We start from the raw sequence: 19814 nt of genomic DNA on the forward strand, positions 1-19814 counted from the left end.
CGCACGCGCTCACCAGCAGCAGGACGACCAGGACGAAGAGCTTCTTCACCGCGCCTCCACGACCAGGGCCTGCCGGGGCAGGCGCAACTCGAAGCCCATCGCCGCCGATCTGCACCGGTACCTCCAGGAGGAGCGCGAGAGCGTGCTCGCGTCGTTGTCCGGGTTGAGCGAGTACGACATCCGCCGTCCGATGACGCCGACGGCCACCAACCTCCTGGGCCTGGTCAAGCACCTGGCCGGCGGGGAGCTCGGCTACCTGGGCGACTGCGTCGGCCGCCCGGCCCCGGTCCGCCTGCCGTGGGTCGAGGACGGCTCGATCTGGGACAGCGCCGACATGTGGGCCACCGCGGAACAGTCCCGCGAGGAGCTGGTCGAGCTGTACCGGACCGCGTGGCGGCACACCGACGAGTCGATCGACCGGTTGCCGCTGGACGCGCCGGCGTCGGTGCCGTGGTGGCCGCAGGAGCGCCGCGCGACGACGTTCGGCTCGCTGCTCGTGCGGGTCACCGCCGAAACCGCGCACCACGCGGGTCACGCGGACATCGTGCGTGAACTGATCGACGGCCGCGGCGGCGCCGACCGGGAGGACATCGGCGACACCGCCTGGTGGGACACGTACCGGGCGCGCGTCCAGGGTGCGGCCGAGCGGCACCGCTGACTTCAGGCCACCGCGGTCACGGCGTAGTCCTTGACCCGCATCGAGTCGTGCATGCGCACGCCGCCGGTGTTGAGCTTCGCCAGCGCCGTCGTGACGCCGGCCGGCAGCGCGGAGACCAGCTGGCCGCCGCGCGCGAGCGCCCACACCCCGGCGCGGGAGCCGGGGATCAGGCTCCGGGCGGCGCCGACGGCGAACGCGCGGCTCTTGCGCACCAGCTCGCCCATTTCCCTTTCGTAGGCGGCGAAGGCGCGTTCGTGGTCGCCGCCCGCCGCGGCCAGCTCGCCGGCCAGGACGTAGGCGCCGAGCACGGCGAGGCTGGTGCTGCCGCCGACGGCGGGGCCGGGGCAGTAGCCGGCGTCGCCGACGAGCGTGACGCGTCCGCGTGACCACGTGTCGAGCCCGAGCTGCGTGATCGAGTCGAAGTAGAACGGCCCGGGGCCGCCCAGTTCGGCGAGCCAGCCGTCGACCTGGGGGTGCATCCCGGCGTAGGCCTCGCGCAGCAGCTCCCGCTGCCGCGCGACGTCGTGGTGGTGGTAGTCGAGCTGCTCGTCGCGGCGGAACAGGAACACCGCGCGGGCCTCGTCGAGGTGCCGGGCGCTGTAGACGCCGGCGGTGCGCCCGAGGCCGAGGTGCAGCACGGTCTCGCCGTCGCCGAGGCCGTCGGTGTCCGGCAGGGAGAGCACGGCCAGGTAGGCGCCGATGAACTTCGTCAGGCCGGCTTCTTCGCCGAAGACCAGGCGGCGGACGTTCGAGTGCAGCCCGTCGGCGCCGACGACGACGTCGAACCTGCGGGGTGCGGCGTGCTCGAAGGTGACGTCGCCGTCGGGGGAGAGGGCGGTGATCGAGTCGCCGAAGAGGTACTCGGCGTCGTCGCGACCGGCGTCGTAGTAGATCTCGCTGAGGTCGTCGCGCATGATCTCGGCGTGCCGCTCGGAGGTCGCGCGGTAGATCTTCGTCAGGTCCACCCGCAGCGGGCGGCGCGCGCCTTCCCGGTGCAGCGTCATGCGCGTGGTGCCGGTCTTGAGGGCTTCGACGCGGGGCAGCACGCCCATCTTTTCGGTGATGTCCATGGCGGGCCGGAACAGGTCGACGGCGTGGCCACCGGTCTTGCGCAGCGCCGGGGCGCGTTCGACGACCGTGACGTCGAAGCCGTGGCGGGTGAGCCAATAGGCGAGCACCGGACCCGCGATGCTGGCGCCGGAGACGAGAACACGCATGAGTACCTCCCTGACTTAACGGTAGGTAAGTTGTACCACAGTCCTTACCTATCGTTAAGTCAGTTATGCTGGGCCGGTGCCGAAACCCTCCGACACCAAGCAGCGCATCCTCGACGCCGCACGCGACCTCTTCACCACCCAAGGGGTGCAGCGCACCAGCCTGCAGGACATCGCCGACCGGCTGGGCATCACCAAACCCGCGCTCTACTACCACTTCCCCTCGCGCGACGACCTCGTCCGCAGCATCGTCGCGCCCATGCTCGACGACGGCGAGAACTTCCTCCTCACCCAGGAAGCGCGCGGGGACGCGCCGGTGCGCGAGCTGATCGAGGGGTTCTTCGACTTCAACTACCGCCACCGCGCGGACGTGATCATGCTGCTGGCCGAGATGCCGACGCTGGCCGACCTCGGGCTCATCGACCGCGTGCTGGCCTGGCGGACCCGGCTCACCGCACTGATCTGCGGCCCAGCACCGACCCTGGACAAGCAGGCGCGCGCGATCCTGGCCCTGGGCGGCCTGCAGGACGTCTGCATGCAGTTCCCCGACTCCCCGGTCGAGGAACTGAAAGCCGCGGCGGTCGCCGGGGCACTGGACGCACTCGGGCGCTAGCGCACCGCCGCGCGGTCGATGATCGCGCCCGTGTCGACCCCTGGGGGCAGCGTGCCGAACGCGATGCCCCAGTCGCCGCCGAAACGCGACGCGCAGAACGCGTCCGCGACCGCCGGGTCGCCGTGGCGGACCAGCAGCGATCCCTGCAGCACCAACGCCATCGACTCGACCACCCTCCGCGCCCGGTACTCGATCGCGTCGAAGTCGGTCAGCTCCTTGCGGACGCGGCCGACGGCGTCGTCGAGCCGCGCGTCGCCGCCGGCGGCCCGCTCGACCTCGGCGAAGAAGGCCGCGACCGTCTCCGGCTGCTTGCCCATGGCGCGCAACGCGTCCAGCGCTGCGACGTTGCCCGAGCCCTCCCAGATCGACGACAGCGGTGCCTCGCGGTAGAGCCGCGGCATGCCCGACTCCTCGACGTACCCGTTGCCGCCGAAGCATTCGAGCGCCTCGGCCGCGTGCACCGGGGCCCGCTTGCACACCCAGTACTTCGACACCGCGAGCCCGAGCCGCCGGAACGCCTGCTCCTGCTCGTCGTCGCGCCGGTCGCCCGCCGCGGCCAGCCGCATGGCCACCGTCGTCGCCGCCTCGGACTCGACGACGAGATCCGCGAGCACGTTCGCCATCAGCGGCTGGTCGACCAGCGCCTTGCCGAAGGCGTGCCGGTGGGTCGCGTGGTGGACCGCGCGGACCGCACCCAGCCGCATGCCGGACGCGCTGCCGAGCGTGCAGTCCAGGCGGGTGTTGTTGACCATCTCGATGATGGTCCGGACCCCGCGGCCCTCCTCGCCGACGAGCCAGCCGACGGCGTGGTCGTACTCGATCTCCGACGACGCGTTGGACCGGTTGCCCAGCTTGTCCTTCAGCCGCTGCAGCCGGATCGGGTTGAGGGAGCCGTCGGGCAGGACGCGGGGGAGCAGGAAGCACGAAAGCCCACCGGGCGCCTGGGCCAGCGTCAGGAACATGTCCGACATCGGCGCCGAGGTGAACCACTTGTGCCCGACGAGGGTGTAGCTGCCGTCGGCGCTCGGGGTCGCCGTCGTGGTGTTGGCCCGGACGTCGGAGCCGCCCTGCTTCTCGGTCATCGACATGCCCGCGATCAGGCCCCGCTTGGTGCTCGGCTCACGCAGGCCGAAGTCGTACTCGGTCGCGGCCAGCAGCGGCTCGTACCGCGCGGCCAGCTCCGGGTTGGCCCGCAGCGCCGGGATCGCCGCGTAGGTCATCGAGATCGGGCAGCTGTGCCCGGCCTCGACCTGCCCCCAGACGTAGAACTTCGCCGCACGGGCCGCGTGCGCACCCTCGCGCGGGTCCCGCCACGGCGTGCCGTGCAGGCCATGGGAAACCGCGACGGTCATCAGGTCGTGCCAGTACGGGTGGAACTCGACCTCGTCGATCCGGTTCCCGTACCGGTCGTGCGTGCGCAGCACCGGCTCGTTCTCGTTGACCACCCGGCCCCACTCCTGGGCCTGCTCGCTCCCGGCGAGACGGCCCAGCTCGTGCAGCTCGCCGGCCGCCCAGTCCGCGCCGGCGCGCTCGAGCCCGGCCAGCAGCGCGGGGTCGTCGGCGACGTCGTGGCCCTGCAGCGTCGGGACCTGGTTGGTGACCTCATGCGTGGCGGGCATCGGAACCTCCTAGAGCGCGGACGACGAACGTGCGAAGCTCGGCGACGTCACCGGCGTTGCCGCTGGTCAACGGGCCGATCAGGACTTCCGCGGCGGCGCCCACCAACGCGGCCGCGGTGAGCCGGCCGTCCTGCGGCGGCAGCGCGCCGTCCTTGACGCCGGCCGCGACGTGCTCGGCGACGACGTCGGTGAACGCCCGCCGGAACTCGAGCCGTTCGGCGTCGATCCGCGCGTCGACCGGCTCGGCCAGCAAGGCGTAGGCCTGGCGGGGAGCTTTGAGGGCGCGCTGGGCGAACGTCTCGAACACGGCCAGGACCCGCTCGGCGGGCTCGCCGGGGCGCGCGGACGCGGCCCGGACGGCCTCGACCTCCCGCGTCACGACCTGCCGGAAGACGTGCACGACCAGGTCGGCCTTGGTGGGGAAGTGCCGGTAGACGCTGCCGACGGCCACCCCGGCCCGCTCGGCGACGGCGGCGACGGAGCAACCGCCGTAGCCGTGGTCGGCGAGCTGTTCGGTCGCCGCGGCGACGATCGTCTCGCGCTGGGCGTCGAGGCGTTCCTGGACCTTCGGGGTGCGGCGGTAGGGCACGTCAAGAAGTGAAGCACTGATTCATTGCTTCAGTCAACGCTACTTCCCGGTGATCACGCCGACCGCGATCCCCAGGATCGCCGTGTTGTAGACGAACGCCACCACGCTGTGCGTCAGCACCGTGTACCGGATCGGGCGCGCCTGAACCTCCACATCGGACGTCGCGAACGACGTCCCCACCGTGAAAGCGAAGTACGCGAAGTCCAGCAGGTTCGGCCGCTCCGTCGCCGGGAACCGCAGCCCCGGTCCCGGCGCGGCCCGGTAGTGCAGGTGCGCGTAGCGGTCGGCGTACCCGAAGTGCAGCAGGATCCACGCCGCCAGCACCGCCGGCACCGCGCTGATCTGCAACACCGACGCGTACTCGCCGTCCTCCTCGGCGATCACGTTCGCCACCAGGATCAGCGACCCCGCCGACATCCCGACGACGCTCACCAGCAGCGTCGCCGCGAAACTCGACCGGCGGCCCAGCAGGCTGTGCAGCCACGCCGGCTCGCCGTCACCCGCCAGCCGATAGCGGCGGATGCGCAGGAACCGGGTCGCGATCACCGCCACGGCCAGCACGTCCCACGCCAGCAGGAACACCACGTCCAGCCCGGTGTCCGGCGCGATGAGCCAGCCCAACCCCAGCAGCACCAGCAGGAACTCCGCACACTGGTACCAGATCCTCCGAAGACGCCGCACGGCGCGAAGCTAACGGTCCCCGCCCGCGACGGCACGCCGGATCACCTGGTCAGGTGGCCCGCGGTACCAGCGCGACCAGGTACCGGCAGGGCCGCGACCCCGGGTTGGCGAACACCCGCTCCGGCGCGGTCCCCAGCTGCAGGCAGTCCCCGGCGTCCAGCTCGTGCACCTCGGTGCCCTCCCGCATGCGCAGGTGCCCGTCGAGCACCCAGACCTGCTGGTGCAGGAACGCGCTCGCGAGCAACGGCACCTCCGCACCCGCGGGCAGCGCGATCTCGACCAGCTCCAGCGGACGGCCGGCGGCGGGGGAGACCGCGCGCCGCCGGTAGCCGGTGTCCGGATCGACCCACACCGGCTGCTCGGCCGCGCGCACCAGCCGCCGCTCGTCGCCCTCGGCCCGCGCGATCAGCTCCGACAACGTCATCCCGAGCGCGGCCGACAGCTTCGCCAGCAACGCCGCCGTCGGCTGCACGTCGCCACGCTCGATCTTGCCGATCATCGCCCGTGACACCCCGGACGTCTCGGCCAAGGCGGCCACCGAGAGACCGTGGGACGTCCGCGCCGCGTGCACGGTGGCGGCCAGCCGGGCCGTCAGAGGGTCGGTCATGGGTGGATACTATACGACCCATTCTGGCTACCATGTGAGCCATGTTGATCCGAGACGCCACTCCCGACGACGCCACCGCCTGCCTCGCCATCTACGCGCCCTACGTCACCGAGACCGTCATCTCCTTCGAAGACGAACCGCCCTCCGTCGCCGAAATGGCCCGCCGCATCACCGACGCCCACGCCTGGTTCGTCCTGGAAAGCGAAGGCCGCGTCGCCGGATTCGCCTACGCCCGCCCCTTCGCCGAACGCGCCGCCTACCGGTGGTCGTGCGAGACGAGCATCTACCTCGAACGCGGCCGCCGTCGCACCGGCGCCGGCCGCGCCCTGTACGAAACCCTCTTCGACCGGTTGCGGGACAAGGGCTTCTGCCGCGCCTTCGCCGGCATGACCCTCCCGAACGACGCGAGCGCCGGCCTGCACCGCGCCCTCGGGTTCGAGCCGGCGGGCGTCTACCGCCGGGTCGGCTGGAAGCACGGCGCGTGGCGGGACGTCGCGTGGGTCCAGAAGGACCTTCACGCAACCGATGGTTGCGCATCGCCGCCGGCCCCGCTAACGTGACACGCAACCAAACGTTGCACAAGGAGCCGACATGGAACACGGAACCCTCGACCGCGAGATCCACATCGACGCCAGCCCTGACGTCGTCTTCGACGTCGTCAGCAGCCCCGAACACCTCCGCGAATGGTGGCCCGACGAGGCCGAGTACCCGGTCGAGCCCGGGGGAGACGGCCGCATCGGCTTCGGCGGCAGCTGGGTCCGCTTCACCGTCGTCGACGCCGTCCCCCCGAAGCTCTTCTCCTTCCGGTGGACCCACGAAGCGGGGGAGACCGCCGCACCCGGCAACTCGTTCCTCGTCGTCTTCGAACTCGAGCCCACGGCCGGCGGCACCCGCCTCCGGATGACCGAGACCGGCTTCCGCGAACGCGGCTGGGACGAAGCCAAGATCGCCGCCGAATACACCGACCACGCCAGCGGCTGGGACCACTTCCTGCCCCGCCTGCCCGGGTACGCCGTCAAGGTCGGAGCGACGACCCGGTGAGCACCGCCGTGGACGACGACCTCTGGTCGGCCATCGGAGACCCCACCCGCCGCCGCATGCTCGACCTGCTCCTGAACGAGGGCAGCGCGACCGCGACCAGCCTGAGCGAGCACCTCCCGGTGACCCGCCAAGCCGTCGCGAAACACCTCACCGTCCTCGACCGCGTCGGCCTCGTGTACGCGACCGCCGCCGGTCGTGAGAAGCAGTACCGCGTCGACGAGGCCCAGCTGGCCCGCGCCGTCGCCCAGCTCGCCGACGTCGGCGCCGCCTGGGACGCCCGGCTCCGCCGCATCAAGCGCATCGCCGAAACCATCCAGAAGAAGCTCTAGAGAGGCACGACCATGGACATCTTGCACCGCATCGGCATCGAGAAGGCCACACCGGAGAAGGTCTACGAGGCGATCACCACCCTCGACGGCCTGTCGGACTGGTGGACCGAGAAAACCGTGGGGGACACCGAACTCGGCGGCGTCATCGCGTTCCGCTTCATCCCGGGCGGGTTCGACATGAAGGTCATCGAGCTCGACCCGGGCCGGCTCGTGCGCTGGGAGGTCGTCGACGGACCGCCGGAGTGGATCGGCACGACGATCCGGTGGGACCTCGAGCAGCGTGGCGACTACACGATCGTCCTGTTCAAGCACGAAGGCTGGCGGGAGCAGATCGAGTTCATGCATCACTGCAGCACGAAGTGGGCGATCTACCTGATGAGCCTCAAGCAGCTCGTCGAGACCGGGGAAGGTGCTCCGAGCCCGCGGGACGTGATGATCAGCGACTGGCACTGAGATTACTTGACATAATGTACATTATCGGCACTTGGGGACACGCTGCGACGGAGAGCCAGGAGGGGTGCCAAAGCCGGATTCCCCGGGAGGTGCGTTCGGTTCGTCAGGACGGCTCCTGCTGAGGTTTCGCCCCTCGCGTTCTCCCGCGGCGAGCCCCAGACGGCTCTGAGGGCGCCTTTCAGAGGGCGCAGGAGCGTCCCCTGGAGCCAGGAAGTCGATGTGCCGTCACTCGACCTCAAAACGTCACGGTGACGAAACTATGGGCAGCAAACCTGGCGCCAGACCGATCGTTAATGAGAACTGCGCCGCGGAACCTGCCGGTTGTCGGCCGACCCCCGGCGTCCCGGACACCAGAGCGTCGCGACGCCCGAACATATGTGCGCCTCCCCGTCGCGCACGCCGGAAAGGGCGGATTCGGGCCTCGAATCGGCTTCGGCGGGATCCGGGATCCCCCGGGGGTCATTCCGGACTAAACCGACATTTCATGCATAATGGGGATTATGCATGAAATGAGAGGTGACCCGGCGACCGGAATTGTCGGTGCCGTGCTGTAGAAGATCCACATGAAGGTTTCCGAGGCCCAGCAAGCCTTCTTCGCGGCCCGCCGGCCCCGCAAGGACTCTCCGCACACCACCGACGCCTACCGCCGCGACCTCGCCGGGATCACCACTCTCCTGGTTTCGGAACTGGGCCGCCCGGCCGAGGATCTGGACGTCACCGACATGACCGGGCCGGCGCTGCGGTCGGTGTTCGGCGTGTTCGCCGACGGGCACGCGAAGAGCTCGGTGCTGCGCGCCTGGTCGACGTGGAACCAGTTCCTGACGTTCTGCGTGGCGGACGGGTTGCTGGAGGGCAATCCGATGGGTGCGGTGGCGCGGCCGCGGACGCCGGCGTTGACGCCGAAACCGTTGCGGGGTGAGGAAACCCCGGAGCAGCTGCTGTCGGCGGCGGCCGCGGGTTCGCGGCGCGCCCGGGATCCGTGGCCGGAGCGGGACGTGCTGGTGATCGCGCTGGGGCTGGTGGCGGGGTTGCGGGCGGCGGAGATGCGGGCGTTGACGGCGCGGTCGCTGGTGGGGCGCGCGGGTGAGCTGCGGTTGCACGTGAGGGGGAAGGGCAGCCGGGATCGGTCGATTCCGGTGCAGCCGGTGCTGGCGGAGCTGATCGAGCGGTACCGGGAGTCGTGCCGGGTGCGGTTTTCGAGTGTGCGGTTCTCCCCTGGTTCGCCGTTGTTGCTGGATCGGGCGGGTGAGCCGATCGGGCGGGGTGCGCTGGAGTACTTGGTGAAGTCGTGTTATCGCGGGGCGGGGTTGCACGATCGGGTGCCGGCGGGGGCGAACCTGCACGCGTTGCGGCACACGTTCGCGACGAGGCTGGCGGAGGACGGGGCGACGGCGTCGGAGATCATGGCGTTGCTGGGGCACGCGAGCTTGGCGACGAGCCAGAACTACATCGAGGCGACGGGCCGGGAGCAGCGTGCGGCGGCGGCGAGCAACCGGACGTACCGGGCGTTGGACGGGCTGAGAGAGGTTCGGTCCTCCGACCGCTACCCCGACCCCGACCCCGGGTAGCCGTCGCCCTCGCTGACGCTCCTTCTCCCCGGGTGGGTGGTCAGCGGAGTTGTTCGAGGTCCTTGGCCGCGCGGGCGATCTCGGCGGCCAGGCCGCGCAGTTCGCGGGGGTCGGCGCCGTCGTCGGCCGCGGTCACGATGTCTTCGGCGGCGCACCGCAGCTGGAACAGCCGGTCCTGGAGGGCGGCGATCTCGGTGTCGGAGAGGACCACGGCGTCTTCGGGCAATCCGCTTCGCTGCAGTGCGGTGCGGCGTTCGTAGGCGCGCTGGCGGCAGGACTGGCCGCAGTACCGCCGCCGTCGTCCGACGTTGCCCGCTTCCGGGAGGCGGCGGCCGCACCAGCCGCAGTGCTTCGGGGCGCCGCGGCGGGCGGGGACGGGTTCGAGCTGGGTCAGTTCGGCGGCTTCCCTCACCCCGGAGACCCTAGCTGGCCACCGGTTGCTCATGCCGGGGTCATGGCGGAAGTGCACACTTGAGGGATGCAGGCGTCGTTTCCGTACCTGGCCGATCCGCTCCCCCGTGCTTTCGCGCACCGGGGGTGGCACCTCGACGAGCTCGACGGGCTCGAGAATTCGCTGCCGGCTTTCCAGCGGGCGTGCGCGGAGGGGTATCGGTACCTGGAGACGGACGTGCACGCGACGGCGGACGGTGTGGTGGTGGTGCACCACGACGCGAACCTCGACCGGACGACGGACGGGTCGGGGGCGATCGCGGCGCAGACGTGGGAGCAGCTGAAGAACGTCAAGGTCGGGGGGAAGGCTCCGCTGTCGCGGCTGGAGGACGTGCTGGAGGAGCTGCCGAACGCGCGGTTCAACGTCGACGTGAAGGCGGATCAGGCGGTGCGGCCGTTCGTCGAGGTGCTGGAGCGGACGAAGGCCCATGACCGGGTGGCGGCGGCGGCGTTTTCGGATGCGCGGCTGGTGCGGTTGCGGAAGCTGGCGGGGCCGAAGCTGGTGACGGCGATGGGGCCGCGGTCGGCGTTCGCGCTGTGGGCGCGGGGGAAGCTGCCGCTGCTCCCCCTGGGGCGGCTGGTGCTGGGGGCGATGGCGCAGGTGCCGGTGCGCCAGGGTGCGCTGCGGGTGGTGGACAAGGCGTTCCTGTCGATGGCCGGGCGGTCCGGGATCGAGGTGCACACGTGGACCATCGACGATCCGGCGGAGATGCGGATGCTGCTGGATCTGGGGGTGCACGGGATCGTGACGGACCGGCCGGACCTGTTGCGCGAGGTGCTGATCGAGCGTGGGGTCTGGCAGCGGTCGCAGGAGCCGTGAGCGTCAGCGGGGTGGTTTGCCGGTCCAGGCGGCTTCCCAGGTCTTGGGGCCGAGCAGGCCGCTGTCCTTGATGCCGTTGGCGCGCTGGAGGTCGAGGACCGCGGTGCGGGTTTTTTCGTAGTAGCAGCCGGTGCCGGTGAAGCCGTAGCCGAAGGCGTTCATGCGGAGCTGGAAGGCCTTGAGCGGGGCGGCGCAGTCGCCGAAGGCGTAGACGACGCCGGGCCACGGCGGTTTGCCGCTCGGGGGCGGCGGGGTGGGTGCGGGGGCGGGTCCGCCGCCGATGTAGGCGGAGTCGGCGTAGGTGGGGACGCGCTTGCTGCGGGCGTCGCCGTCGCCGGCGAGCTTGAGCATGCCGGCGCACTGCCAGGGCTGCCAGCCGCGCATGCGGTAGAGGTAGAGGGCCCGGTAGTCCTGTTCGGCGGGGGCGGCCTGGTCGGGGCGGCCGGCGCCGCCGACGCTGCGCCAGGTGGGCAGGTCGAACTGGTAGGCGCCGTAGTAGCCGTTGCCGGTGTTGGTGGCGTAGCGGCCGCTCGACTCGCACATGCGGAGCTTGGCCCAGGCCGTCGACGCGGGGTCCGCGGAGGCGAGGGCGGGGACGGTGAGCTGCAGACCCATGGCGGCGATGGCGAGAAGGAGGATTCTCGCGACGGTGCGTCTCCGGTTCTGGATCATGGAAGCACAGTAGAAGCGTGTCCCACTGACCACAAGGGACACACTGCTCGCCTGAGTCTCACACGAAACACTGTTCACACGAGTCAGCGACACGCCGTGACGGGCCGCGCGGTGTGTGCCCCGGAAGTGGCGGATGATCACGAAGCGACAAAGCGGACACGGTTCGGGTGGTCCGGTCCCCCGGGTCCGGGCGCGCCAGTAGTCTCCGCGCTGACCTGCTGGTTTTCGAGGTGAAGGAGCCGTGGATGACGCTGGCCGGGACGCGCTCGACCAAGCGCGAGCGCTGGGGCTGGTATTTCTACGACTGGGCCAATTCGCCGTTCTATTCGTCGACGACGACGGTGTTCGGTGCCCTCTCGATGAGCTCGATCGCGGCCGAGGACGCGAAGTCGAACTTCACCCTTAACGGGGACCGCGCTTGCCTCGACGCGGCCGGCAAGGCGGACACGCTCCACAACTGCGACGTGACGTTGTTCGGGCTGCACTTCCCCGCCGGTTCGGTGTGGGGGTACCTGCTGTCGGTGGCGACGGTGGTGCAGGTGCTGGTCCTGCCGATCGCCGGCGCGGTGGCCGACCGCAGCCACAACAAGCGCCGGATCCTGGGCGGGTTCGCGTTCCTGGGTGCGGCCGCGGCGGCGGCGATGTTCTTCTTCGCCGGATCGGACTGGCAGCTGGGCGTGGTGCTGTTCATCATCGCGAACATCGGCTACGGCGGTTCGCTGGTCGTCTACTACTCGTTCCTGGTGGACATCGGCGGGCCGGACGAGCGCGACGACATCTCGGCGAAGGGCTGGGCGTTCGGGTACCTGGGCGGCGGGCTGGCGCTGGTGTTGCAGCTGGGGCTCTACCTCGGCCACGACACCTTCGGCGTGAGCAAGGACGTGGCGGTGCAGATCTGCTTCCTGACCTCGGGGCTGTGGTGGGCGGCGTTCACCATCCCCGCGGTGCGGGCGCTCCCCCGCCGGCACACGCCGGTCGACGTCGTGCCCGGGGCGTCGGTGCTGCGCGCGGGGTTCGCCGAGCTGCGGCAGACGATCGTCGCGGCGAAGGCGTATCCGTTGACGCTGGCCTTCCTGGGCAGCTACCTGGTCTTCACCGACGGGATCAACACGGTGGTGACGGTGTCGGCGCAGTACGGCAAGGACGAGCTGGAGTTCGGCAACGAGGTCCTGATCGTGACGATCCTGGTGATCCAGTTCGTCGCGTACCTGGGTGGCACGCTGCACGGGCTGGTGGCGCGGCGGATCGGGGCGAAGCGGACGATCCTGGGCAGCCTGGTGCTGTGGGTGGTGGTGCTGGCCGGGGCGTACTTCGTGCAGCCGAAGCAGCTGGTGCAGTTCCTCGCGGTGGCGGTCGGGATCGGGTTGGTGCTGGGCGGAACGAACGCGTTGTCGCGGTCGTTGTTCAGCCAGATGATCCCGGCGGGCAAGGACGCCCAGTACTACTCGCTCTACGTCGTGGGTGAGCGGGGGACGTCGTGGCTGGGTCCGCTGCTGTTCGCGGGGGTGGGGCAGGCGACGGGGTCGTTCCGGCTGGCGATCATCGCGCTGGTGATCTTCTTCGCGGCGGGTCTGGTGCTGGTGTGGCTGGTGCCGGTGCGGCGGGCGATCGTGGCGGCGGGCAACACGCCGCCGGAGGTCCTGTGACCTTGTGACGTGGCCTGTTCGGCTGTCACGCGGGGCCATCCTGGACGAACGTCCAGACACCGATAGGGTCGGCTGTCGTGACCTTGTTGAACGACCGGGCCGCCGGCCCCGATCCGACCGACGCCCTCTCGTCGGTTCCCGCGGCCGGTTCGCGCCGCGGGACACCGCCGGTGGGCAGATTGAAGTTCTGCTACGGGCCGATGGACTGCGGGAAGTCGACGCTGGCGCTGCAGATCGACCACAACCACGCGCGGCAGGGGCGGCGGGGCCTGGTGCTGGTGCGCCACGACCGTTCGGGTGCGCCGCAGATCTCGAGCCGGATCGGGCTGAGTCGGCAGGCGGTGGAGGTCGGCGAGGACACCGACGTGCGGGACCTGGTGCGGCAGGAGTGGGCGCGCGGGCAGCACGTGGACTACGTCGTGGTGGACGAGGCGCAGTTCCTCTCCCCCGGGCAGGTCGACCAGCTGGCGGAGCTGGCCGACGAGGTCGAGATCGACGTGTACTGCTTCGGCATCGCGACGGACTTCCGGAGCCGGTTGTTCCCCGGGGCCGCTCGTCTGTTCGAACTGGCGGACGAGCTGCAGCCGGTTCAGGTGGAGGTGCTGTGCTGGTGCGGGCTGCCGGGACGGTTCAACGCGCGGGTGCTCGACGGTGAGGTGGTGCGGGAAGGGGACACCGTTGTGGTGGCAGATACCGAACAATCCGTAGTTGAATCTTCAGCTTTGGCCGGTTTTGAGGCCGAAAACGCTACTGTGCGTTATCAGGTATTGTGCCGCCGCCACTTCCGATCGGGTGACTTGGGGCCCGTTACTGGTCGTCACGGTCAGTTACGGTTGACCTGACATGGGCCCCAGTAGCCCATCCGGGGGATATCAGCACTAAGAAGGCCGTATTGACGTCACGCCGAAGCGCGAAACGCCTCCTACTAGAGGAAGCTGATGCCGTTGGGTGACGCAGCTCATCGTGAGCAACGACATGGCAGCCCGGGAATCCTCGGGGGCCCCAAGTCGTTGCATAGGGTGAGCATCACCCAGGCTCCACCCGGAGCTGACTGAAAGGACCCCCATCATGGCCGACCGTGTTCTTCGTGGAAGCCGGCTGGGAGCGGTCAGCTACGAGACCGACCGCAACCACGACCTCGCCCCACGCCGCACCGTGCGCTACGCCTGCCCGAAGAACCACGAGTTCGAGGTGCCGTTCTCCGACGACGCCGAGATCCCGACGGTCTGGGAATGCCGCCTGCACGGCAGCGAGTCGGAGATCGTGGACGGCGGGCAGCCCGAGCAGAAGAAGGTCAAGCCGCCGCGCACCCACTGGGACATGCTGCTCGAGCGGCGCACGATCCCCGAGCTCGAGGACCTGTTGAACGAACGTCTCGCCGAGCTGAAGGGCCGGCGGACCTCCCGGTCCGCGTAACGCCCGTGAGCGTCGGCCCGTAGCCACCGCTCCCACCACAACGGAAAGGCCCCCGCCACCTCCCCCGGCGGGGGCCTTTCGCATGCCCGGAGGGTGCTAGTCCGTTGCGTCGCGGAACGGGCCCCGCAGGGCTGCCCACTGGAGCAGCATGATGGTCTTCGCGTCCGCGATCTCCCCCGTCTCGATCATCTTCAGGGCCTCGGCGAACCGCAGCTCGATCACTTCGATGTCCTCCCCCTCCTCGGCGATGCCGCCGCCCTCGCCACGGTCGGCCGGGTCGTAGGGCGCCGCGTAGCAGTGGAGGCGCTCGGTCACCGAGCCCGGGCTCGTGTACACGTCGAACACGTGCTCCAGCTCGCCGATGCGGACGCCGGTCTCCTCCTGCGCCTCGCGGCGGATGGCCGTCTCCGCGTCGTCGGCGTCGAGCAGGCCCGCCGCCGTCTCCAGGAACATGCCGTCCGGGTGGTCGTTCACGTAGACCGGGTAGCGGAACTGACGCGTCAGCAGCACCGTCCCGCCCACCGGGTCGTAGAGCAGCACGGTCGCCCCGTTGCCGCGGTCGTAGGTTTCGCGCTGCTCGGTGCTCCAGCGGCCGTCGCCGTGCCGGTAGTCGAACGTCGTGCGGCGCAGCACGTACCAGGCCGAGGACAGCACTTCCACGTCGGTGACGCGGACGCGCGGGTTGCGGGACGGGCTTGGCAAGGAGGTCATCCCCCGACCATAATGTGCACGACTCGGCAGAAACAAGGAGGACTGTGCATGCTGGTCGGCGAACGCCGTGAACTGCTGCTCGCCCGGCTCGCGGCCGACGGCAAGGTGCTGGCGAAGGACGTCGCGGCCGAGCTCGGTGTCTCGGAGGACAGCATCCGCCGCGACCTGCGCGACCTGGCCGCCGCCGGGCACTGCCAGCGCGTCTACGGCGGAGCGCTGCCCGTCTCCCCCGCCGTCGCCGACTACGCGAGCCGGACGGCGATCGCCGTCGACGGCAAGGACCGGGTCGCCGCGCTCGCCGCCGGCTTGGTCCGGCCGGGTTCGACCGTCATCCTCGACGGCGGCACCACCACCCTCGCCGTCGCCAAGGCCCTGCCCGCGGACCTCGAGGCCACCGTCGTCACGCACAGCCCGACCGTGGCCGTCGCCCTGCTGGACCACCCGAACGCCGAGGTCTTCCTGCTGGGCGGGCGGCTGTTCCGGCACTCCGCGGTCACCTGCGGCGCCGCCGCGGCCGAAGCCGCCCAGTCGATCAGCGCCGACGTCTTCCTGCTCGGCGTCACCGGCGTCCACCCCGACGCCGGGCTCACCACCGGCGACGCCGACGAGGCCGCGATGAAACGCACCCTGGCCCGGCGCGCGGCCGACACCTACGTGCTGGCCAGCGCCGAGAAGCTCGGGGCGGCCTCGCGGTTCACCGTGCTGCCGTTCGCCGACATCGCCGGAGTCATCACCGACGCCGACGACTCTGACCAGAACGTGCAGAAACTTGCAGCGATGGGCGTGGAGATCCGGACCGGCTGACCTCGACGTACCACTCGCGGCCCGCCACGAGCGCGAACACCGGTGCCGGCAGCCACACGAGCACCCGCAGCACCGCCGAGAGCCGCCCGCGGCCGCGTACGTCGGACACGTGCGCGGCGAGCGCCGCCTGCTTGCGCCCGGCGAACCGCCGCACGTCGAAGCGGTGGGTGATGGCCGAGGACGGGCTGTACAGGCGGCCGAGGGCGGCGCTGTCGTACCGGAACGGGATCCGCAGGGCCCGGATCAGCCGGACGAGCCGGATGACGACCTCGCGCGGCATCGTGGCCTCCAGCAGCCGCGTCCCGGTCAGCCGGGCCGCCCGCCGGGCGACGTCGTGCACCTTGACGTGGTCGCGGTGGCCGTAGCCGCCGTTCGGGTCGTAGCCGAGCAGCAGGTCGGCTTTCTCCTCGTGCAGCACGGCGGCGAGCCGGTGCGCGGCTTCCTCGGTGTCGGCGCGGGCGAAGCGCTGCCGGCCGGGTGGATCCGGGTAGAGCTCGGGCCCGTGCCCGCTGTCGGCGTACCCGAGGTGCACGACGCGCCGGACGCCGAGGATGGCCGCGCTCGCCTCCAGCTCGCGCCAGCGCGGGGTCGGGGATTCGGCGTCCATGCCGTCGGTGGCCACGACGACCACCACCCGGTGCCCGTCGGCCGCCGCGCGGGCGAGGGTGCCGCCGCTGAGCAACACGGGGTCGTCGGCGTGGGCGTGGAAGGCCACGATGGTCGTCATCGGCCCCATGATGGCCGATGACGGGAGAAGACGGCATGAGTGAGCACCGGGTCCGGTTCGCGGCGCTGTTCGACGCCGAGGTACGGCCGCACAACGAGCGGTTCCGCGCCGCGGCGGCCGTGGCGCCGGGCGAGGACGTCCTCGACGTCGGCTGCGGCACCGGCGAGTCCACCCGCGAAGCCGCGCAGGCGGGGGCGACCGCGCTGGGCGTCGACGTCTCGGAGCAGGCGATCGCCAAGGCCCGCGAACTCGGCGGGGCGAGCTTCGAGGTGGCCGACGTACAGACCTTCGAGCTCCCGGCCGCGGGGTTCGACGTCGTGCTGTCCCGGTTCGGGGCGATGTTCTTCGCCGACCCGCCCGCCGCGTTCGCCAACCTGGCCCGTGCGCTGCGGCCGGGCGGGCGCCTGGTGCTGCTGGTGTGGCAGGAGCGGGCCCGCAACGAGTGGTACTCGGTGCTGCACGACGCCGTCGCCCCCGGCACCACCCCGCCGCCCGCCGGGCCGCACTTCTCCCTCGGCGACCGGGACCACACGCGCACGGTGCTCGAAAACGCCGGGTTCGGCGACATCGAGTTCACCGAGCTGCGCGAACCCGTCTGCTACGGCCCCGACGCGGAGACAGCGGCCGAGTTCGCGCTCGGCCTCAAGGACGTCCAGGAGCTGGGGCCCACCGAGGAGTCCGCGACCCGTCTCCGGGACGCCTTCGCCGCGTACGAGACCTCGGACGGCGTGGTGCTGGGCGCCCGGACGTGGATCGTGACCGCGCGGGTCAGCGCCGCTTGACCAGGCGGCGCAGCTGCTGCCAGCGGCGCTCCGCGCCCCACGTGGCCACCCGCAGGAACGCCTCGCGGATGATCGAGCCGCTCATCTTCGACTCGCCGATCTCGCGCTCGGTGAAGGTGATCGGCACCTCGACGATCTCGAACCCGGCGTCGGCCGTGCGGACCGTCAGGTCGATCTGGAAGCAGTACCCGTGCGAGTTGACCTCGTCCAGGGCCAGCTTCTCCAGCACCGGGCGGCGGTAGGCGCGGAAGCCCGCGGTGATGTCGCGGGTGCGCATGCCCAGCGCGATCTGCGAGTAGATGTTCGCGCCGCGCGAGAGGATCTGGCGGTTGACCGGCCAGTTGACCACCGCGCCACCCGGCACGTACCGCGACCCGATGGCCAGGTCGGCGTCGCCGACCGCGTCCAGCAGCCGGGGCAGGTCCTCGGGCGCGTGCGAGCCGTCGGCGTCCATCTCGACGATGGTGTTGTACTCCCGCGCCAGGCCCCAGCGGAAGCCGGCGATGTAGGCGGCGCCGAGGCCGGCCTTCTCGGTGCGGTGCAGCACGTGGACGTGGTCGTTGGCGGCCGCGCGCTCGTCGGCGAGCTCGCCGGTGCCGTCGGGGCTGCCGTCGTCCACCACGAGCGCGTGCACGTCCGGGAGTACCTTCTGCAGGCGATCCAGGATCGGGCCGAGGTTCTCCCGTTCGTTGTACGTCGGGATCACCACCAGCACCGGCTCGATTCCCCGGGCCCCCCGCGGCGCCTGCGACATCCGTGCTCCTCCGATATCCCCGGCGGTCAGTCCGCCGTGTCCCCTGCCGTGCCGGCGCTGTCGCGCCGGGTGCGAAAACGGAGCACGAGCCCGCCGGCCACCCCGGCGATCGCCAGTGCCAGCAGCCCGTACTCCGTCCACGCACCGAGTTGATCCGACAGCGTAGTCTGCGTCCGCAGCGGGACGCGCCCGACCAGGGAATCCGCGGTGAAAAGGCCCGTTGAGCTGGTAACCGTCCCGTCGGAGGCGACGATGGCGCTCACTCCTGAGACGGCGGACACCACGACGGAGCGGCTGTGCTCGACCGCCCGCAGCCGCGACATGGCCAGCTGCTGGACGCTCATCTCGCTCTCGCCGTACCAGGCGTTGTTGGTCGGGACGACGAGCAGTTCGGCGCCGTCGCGGACGGCGTCGCGAGCCGGGAAGTCGAACGCGGCTTCGTAGCAGACGAACACGCCGACCTTCGTGCCGGCGACGTCCATGGCCTGGTTGGTGCCGTCGCCGGGGACCATGTCGACGGTCTCGGAGTCGAGGAACGGCGTGACGAGCTCGGCGAGCTTGCGGGCGGGCACGTACTCGCCGAACGGGACCAGCTGCTGCTTGGCGTAGCGCTGTCCGGGCCCGGTGTGCGGGTCCCAGGCGATGACGGAGTTCTGCAGGTGGCGGTCGGGCAGCTCGTAGATGGCGCCGATCAGCGCGGGTACGCCGAAGTTCGCGACGAGCTGGTCGACCTGCGGGTCGGGCCCGGTGACGGTGGTCGCACTCTCCGGCCACAGCACCAGGTCGGGCTTCGGGACCTTCCCGGCGTGGACGGCGTCGAGCAGCCGTTGGCTCTCGGTGATGGTGTTGTGGCGCAGCACCTCGCGTTCGCCCTGCAGCGCCAGCCCGATGTTCGGGGCGTTGCCCTGCACGGTCGCGACGGTGCGCTCGCCGTCCTGCGCGCCGGTGCCGATGGTGGGCCACAGCGCCAAGCCGGCCACGAGGGGCAGCAGCGTGCCGGTGGCGGCGAACACGGCCGGGCGGGTCCGCAGCGCCGCCGTGAGCGCCTCGCGGCCGTCCCAGAGCCGTCCGAGGAGGGCGGCGAGGCAGAACCCGGTCAGGACGACGGCGAGGCCGACGAGCGGCGCGCCTCCGATCGACGCGAGCGGGAGGAACGCGCCTTCGGGCTGGCTGAAGGCGACGCGGCCCCAGGGGAAGCCGCCGAACGGGAACCACGCGCGGGGTGTCTCCAGCGCGATGAACACCAACGCGGCCCACAGCGGCCCGGCCGGCAGGCGGGACACCAGCGTCATGAGGCCGCCCGCGAGGCCGTAGTAGAGCGCCAGCGCGAAGGACAGGCCCAGCCACGGCCACGGCCCGAAGTCGGGGCCGAGGAAGTCCAGCAGCCAGGTCAGCAGCGGCAGGAAGAACACGAACCCGAACGCGAAGCCGTAGCCGAACGCGCCGCGGAAGCTCCGGCGGCCGCGCAGCACGAGCGCGAACCCGGCGAACGCCAGCGGCGCGAGCCACCACAGCGGGCGCGGCGCGAAGCTCAGGTAGTAGGCGAACCCGGACACCAGCGCGCCGGCCAGGCGCAGCAGCCAGGCGCGCGGGAACCGCCGGGTGCGGGCGGGGTGGTGCGGGGTGCCCGGTTCGGGGTCCGCGACGGTGACTGCCACGG

The 19814-nt window shown here is 71.1% G+C and carries 24 protein-coding genes; 13 read left to right on the forward strand and 11 right to left on the reverse strand.

All coding sequences use genetic code 11. From position 1 onward, the window contains the following. The first annotated feature begins 142 nt into the window (after nucleotides 1-142). Nucleotides 143-658 (forward strand): DinB family protein, encoded by a 516-nt coding sequence (locus ABZ342_RS08455; RefSeq protein ID WP_360470650.1) that lies wholly within the window; start codon nucleotides 143-145, stop codon nucleotides 656-658. Nucleotides 659-660: 2 nt separating this feature from the next. Here the strand turns inward: ABZ342_RS08455 and ABZ342_RS08460 are convergent, their stop codons facing one another. Next, nucleotides 661-1875 carry an FAD-dependent monooxygenase gene (locus tag ABZ342_RS08460; protein WP_360470265.1) on the reverse strand — a complete coding sequence of 405 codons (1215 nt, stop codon included), beginning with the start codon at nucleotides 1873-1875 and terminating at the stop codon, nucleotides 661-663. A gap of 76 nt (nucleotides 1876-1951) precedes the next feature. Between ABZ342_RS08460 and ABZ342_RS08465 the strand changes: the two genes are divergently transcribed. Then, entirely contained in the window at nucleotides 1952-2485 is a 534-nt protein-coding gene (locus ABZ342_RS08465; RefSeq protein ID WP_360470268.1) for a TetR/AcrR family transcriptional regulator, read from the forward strand. Here the strand turns inward: ABZ342_RS08465 and ABZ342_RS08470 are convergent. From ABZ342_RS08470 to ABZ342_RS08485, 4 genes are read right to left on the reverse strand one after another with little or no spacing between them, the layout of a single operon-like run. Then, on the reverse strand, nucleotides 2482-4104 hold the full coding sequence (locus tag ABZ342_RS08470; RefSeq protein WP_360470271.1) for an acyl-CoA dehydrogenase family protein: 1623 nt from the start codon (nucleotides 4102-4104) through the stop codon (nucleotides 2482-2484). The genes ABZ342_RS08465 and ABZ342_RS08470 overlap by 4 nt on opposite strands. Continuing rightward, on the reverse strand, nucleotides 4088-4693 hold the full coding sequence (locus ABZ342_RS08475; protein WP_360470274.1) for a TetR/AcrR family transcriptional regulator: 606 nt from the start codon (nucleotides 4691-4693) through the stop codon (nucleotides 4088-4090). Before ABZ342_RS08475 ends, ABZ342_RS08470 begins: the two co-directional genes overlap by 17 nt. A 39-nt stretch (nucleotides 4694-4732) precedes the next feature. After that, a complete protein-coding gene (locus tag ABZ342_RS08480; protein WP_360470276.1) occupies nucleotides 4733-5374 on the reverse strand; it encodes a DUF1345 domain-containing protein in 642 nt (213 codons plus the stop codon). A gap of 49 nt (nucleotides 5375-5423) precedes the next feature. Then, entirely contained in the window at nucleotides 5424-5981 is a 558-nt protein-coding gene (locus tag ABZ342_RS08485; RefSeq protein ID WP_360470279.1) for a helix-turn-helix domain-containing protein, read from the reverse strand. A gap of 44 nt (nucleotides 5982-6025) precedes the next feature. On the opposite strand from ABZ342_RS08485, the gene ABZ342_RS08490 reads away from it, so the two are divergent. From ABZ342_RS08490 to ABZ342_RS08510, 5 genes are all read left to right on the forward strand, one after another. Continuing rightward, nucleotides 6026-6541 (forward strand): N-acetyltransferase family protein, encoded by a 516-nt coding sequence (locus tag ABZ342_RS08490; RefSeq protein WP_360470652.1) that lies wholly within the window; start codon nucleotides 6026-6028, stop codon nucleotides 6539-6541. A 31-nt stretch (nucleotides 6542-6572) separates the two neighbouring features. Beyond that, a complete protein-coding gene (locus ABZ342_RS08495) occupies nucleotides 6573-7022 on the forward strand; it encodes an SRPBCC domain-containing protein (RefSeq protein ID WP_360470282.1) in 450 nt (149 codons plus the stop codon). Continuing rightward, nucleotides 7019-7351: a metalloregulator ArsR/SmtB family transcription factor gene (locus ABZ342_RS08500; RefSeq protein ID WP_360470285.1), complete on the forward strand. Its 333-nt coding sequence runs from the start codon at nucleotides 7019-7021 to the stop codon at nucleotides 7349-7351. Before ABZ342_RS08495 ends, ABZ342_RS08500 begins: the two co-directional genes overlap by 4 nt. Nucleotides 7352-7363: 12 nt before the next feature. Next, nucleotides 7364-7804 carry an SRPBCC domain-containing protein gene (locus tag ABZ342_RS08505; protein WP_360470288.1) on the forward strand — a complete coding sequence of 147 codons (441 nt, stop codon included), beginning with the start codon at nucleotides 7364-7366 and terminating at the stop codon, nucleotides 7802-7804. Nucleotides 7805-8367: 563 nt separating this feature from the next. Continuing rightward, the gene (locus ABZ342_RS08510) at nucleotides 8368-9372 is read left to right on the forward strand and encodes a tyrosine-type recombinase/integrase (protein WP_360470292.1); all 1005 of its coding nucleotides are present in this window, start codon (nucleotides 8368-8370) and stop codon (nucleotides 9370-9372) included. Nucleotides 9373-9412: 40 nt separating this feature from the next. Here the strand turns inward: ABZ342_RS08510 and ABZ342_RS08515 are convergent, their stop codons facing one another. Beyond that, entirely contained in the window at nucleotides 9413-9784 is a 372-nt protein-coding gene (locus tag ABZ342_RS08515; protein ID WP_086670657.1) for a hypothetical protein, read from the reverse strand. 66 nt (nucleotides 9785-9850) lie between these two features. On the opposite strand from ABZ342_RS08515, the gene ABZ342_RS08520 reads away from it, so the two are divergent. Then, complete coding sequence (locus tag ABZ342_RS08520; RefSeq protein ID WP_360470297.1) at nucleotides 9851-10642, forward strand: glycerophosphodiester phosphodiesterase; 792 nt, start codon at nucleotides 9851-9853, stop codon at nucleotides 10640-10642. Between the two features lie 3 nt (nucleotides 10643-10645). Here the strand turns inward: ABZ342_RS08520 and ABZ342_RS08525 are convergent, their stop codons facing one another. Then, nucleotides 10646-11314, reverse strand: a complete 669-nt coding sequence (locus ABZ342_RS08525; RefSeq protein WP_360470300.1) for a transglycosylase family protein — start codon at nucleotides 11312-11314, stop codon at nucleotides 10646-10648. A gap of 245 nt (nucleotides 11315-11559) precedes the next feature. Here ABZ342_RS08525 and ABZ342_RS08530 point away from each other — a divergent pair, with 245 nt between their 5' ends. From ABZ342_RS08530 to ABZ342_RS08540, 3 genes are all read left to right on the forward strand, one after another. Continuing rightward, a complete protein-coding gene (locus tag ABZ342_RS08530) occupies nucleotides 11560-12960 on the forward strand; it encodes an MFS transporter (protein WP_360470303.1) in 1401 nt (466 codons plus the stop codon). Between the two features lie 77 nt (nucleotides 12961-13037). Continuing rightward, nucleotides 13038-13802, forward strand: a complete 765-nt coding sequence (locus ABZ342_RS08535; protein ID WP_196425389.1) for a thymidine kinase — start codon at nucleotides 13038-13040, stop codon at nucleotides 13800-13802. 226 nt (nucleotides 13803-14028) lie between these two features. Beyond that, a complete protein-coding gene (locus ABZ342_RS08540; protein WP_003081521.1) occupies nucleotides 14029-14376 on the forward strand; it encodes an RNA polymerase-binding protein RbpA in 348 nt (115 codons plus the stop codon). A 96-nt stretch (nucleotides 14377-14472) separates the two neighbouring features. Here the strand turns inward: ABZ342_RS08540 and ABZ342_RS08545 are convergent, their stop codons facing one another. Further along, nucleotides 14473-15087 (reverse strand): NUDIX domain-containing protein, encoded by a 615-nt coding sequence (locus ABZ342_RS08545; RefSeq protein ID WP_360470306.1) that lies wholly within the window; start codon nucleotides 15085-15087, stop codon nucleotides 14473-14475. Between the two features lie 48 nt (nucleotides 15088-15135). Between ABZ342_RS08545 and ABZ342_RS08550 the strand changes: the two genes are divergently transcribed. Continuing rightward, nucleotides 15136-15891, forward strand: a complete 756-nt coding sequence (locus tag ABZ342_RS08550) for a DeoR/GlpR family DNA-binding transcription regulator (protein WP_360470309.1) — start codon at nucleotides 15136-15138, stop codon at nucleotides 15889-15891. Here ABZ342_RS08550 and ABZ342_RS08555 read toward each other — a convergent pair. After that, nucleotides 15818-16618: a PIG-L family deacetylase gene (locus ABZ342_RS08555; RefSeq protein WP_360470312.1), complete on the reverse strand. Its 801-nt coding sequence runs from the start codon at nucleotides 16616-16618 to the stop codon at nucleotides 15818-15820. The genes ABZ342_RS08550 and ABZ342_RS08555 overlap by 74 nt on opposite strands. A 35-nt stretch (nucleotides 16619-16653) precedes the next feature. On the opposite strand from ABZ342_RS08555, the gene ABZ342_RS08560 reads away from it, so the two are divergent. Continuing rightward, complete coding sequence (locus ABZ342_RS08560) at nucleotides 16654-17400, forward strand: class I SAM-dependent methyltransferase (RefSeq protein ID WP_360470315.1); 747 nt, start codon at nucleotides 16654-16656, stop codon at nucleotides 17398-17400. On the opposite strand, the gene ABZ342_RS08565 is transcribed toward ABZ342_RS08560, so the two are convergent. Together ABZ342_RS08565 and lnt are read right to left on the reverse strand one after the other, a co-directional pair. Next, nucleotides 17387-18154, reverse strand: a complete 768-nt coding sequence (locus ABZ342_RS08565; protein ID WP_155544054.1) for a polyprenol monophosphomannose synthase — start codon at nucleotides 18152-18154, stop codon at nucleotides 17387-17389. The genes ABZ342_RS08560 and ABZ342_RS08565 overlap by 14 nt on opposite strands. A 26-nt stretch (nucleotides 18155-18180) precedes the next feature. After that, the gene (lnt, locus tag ABZ342_RS08570; protein ID WP_360470318.1) at nucleotides 18181-19812 is read right to left on the reverse strand and encodes an apolipoprotein N-acyltransferase; all 1632 of its coding nucleotides are present in this window, start codon (nucleotides 19810-19812) and stop codon (nucleotides 18181-18183) included. Nucleotides 19813-19814 lie beyond the last annotated feature (2 nt).

The sequence above is a fragment of the Amycolatopsis sp. NPDC005961 genome, from assembly GCF_040629235.1.
Taxonomy (GTDB): Bacteria; Actinomycetota; Actinomycetes; order Mycobacteriales; family Pseudonocardiaceae; genus Amycolatopsis; species Amycolatopsis camponoti.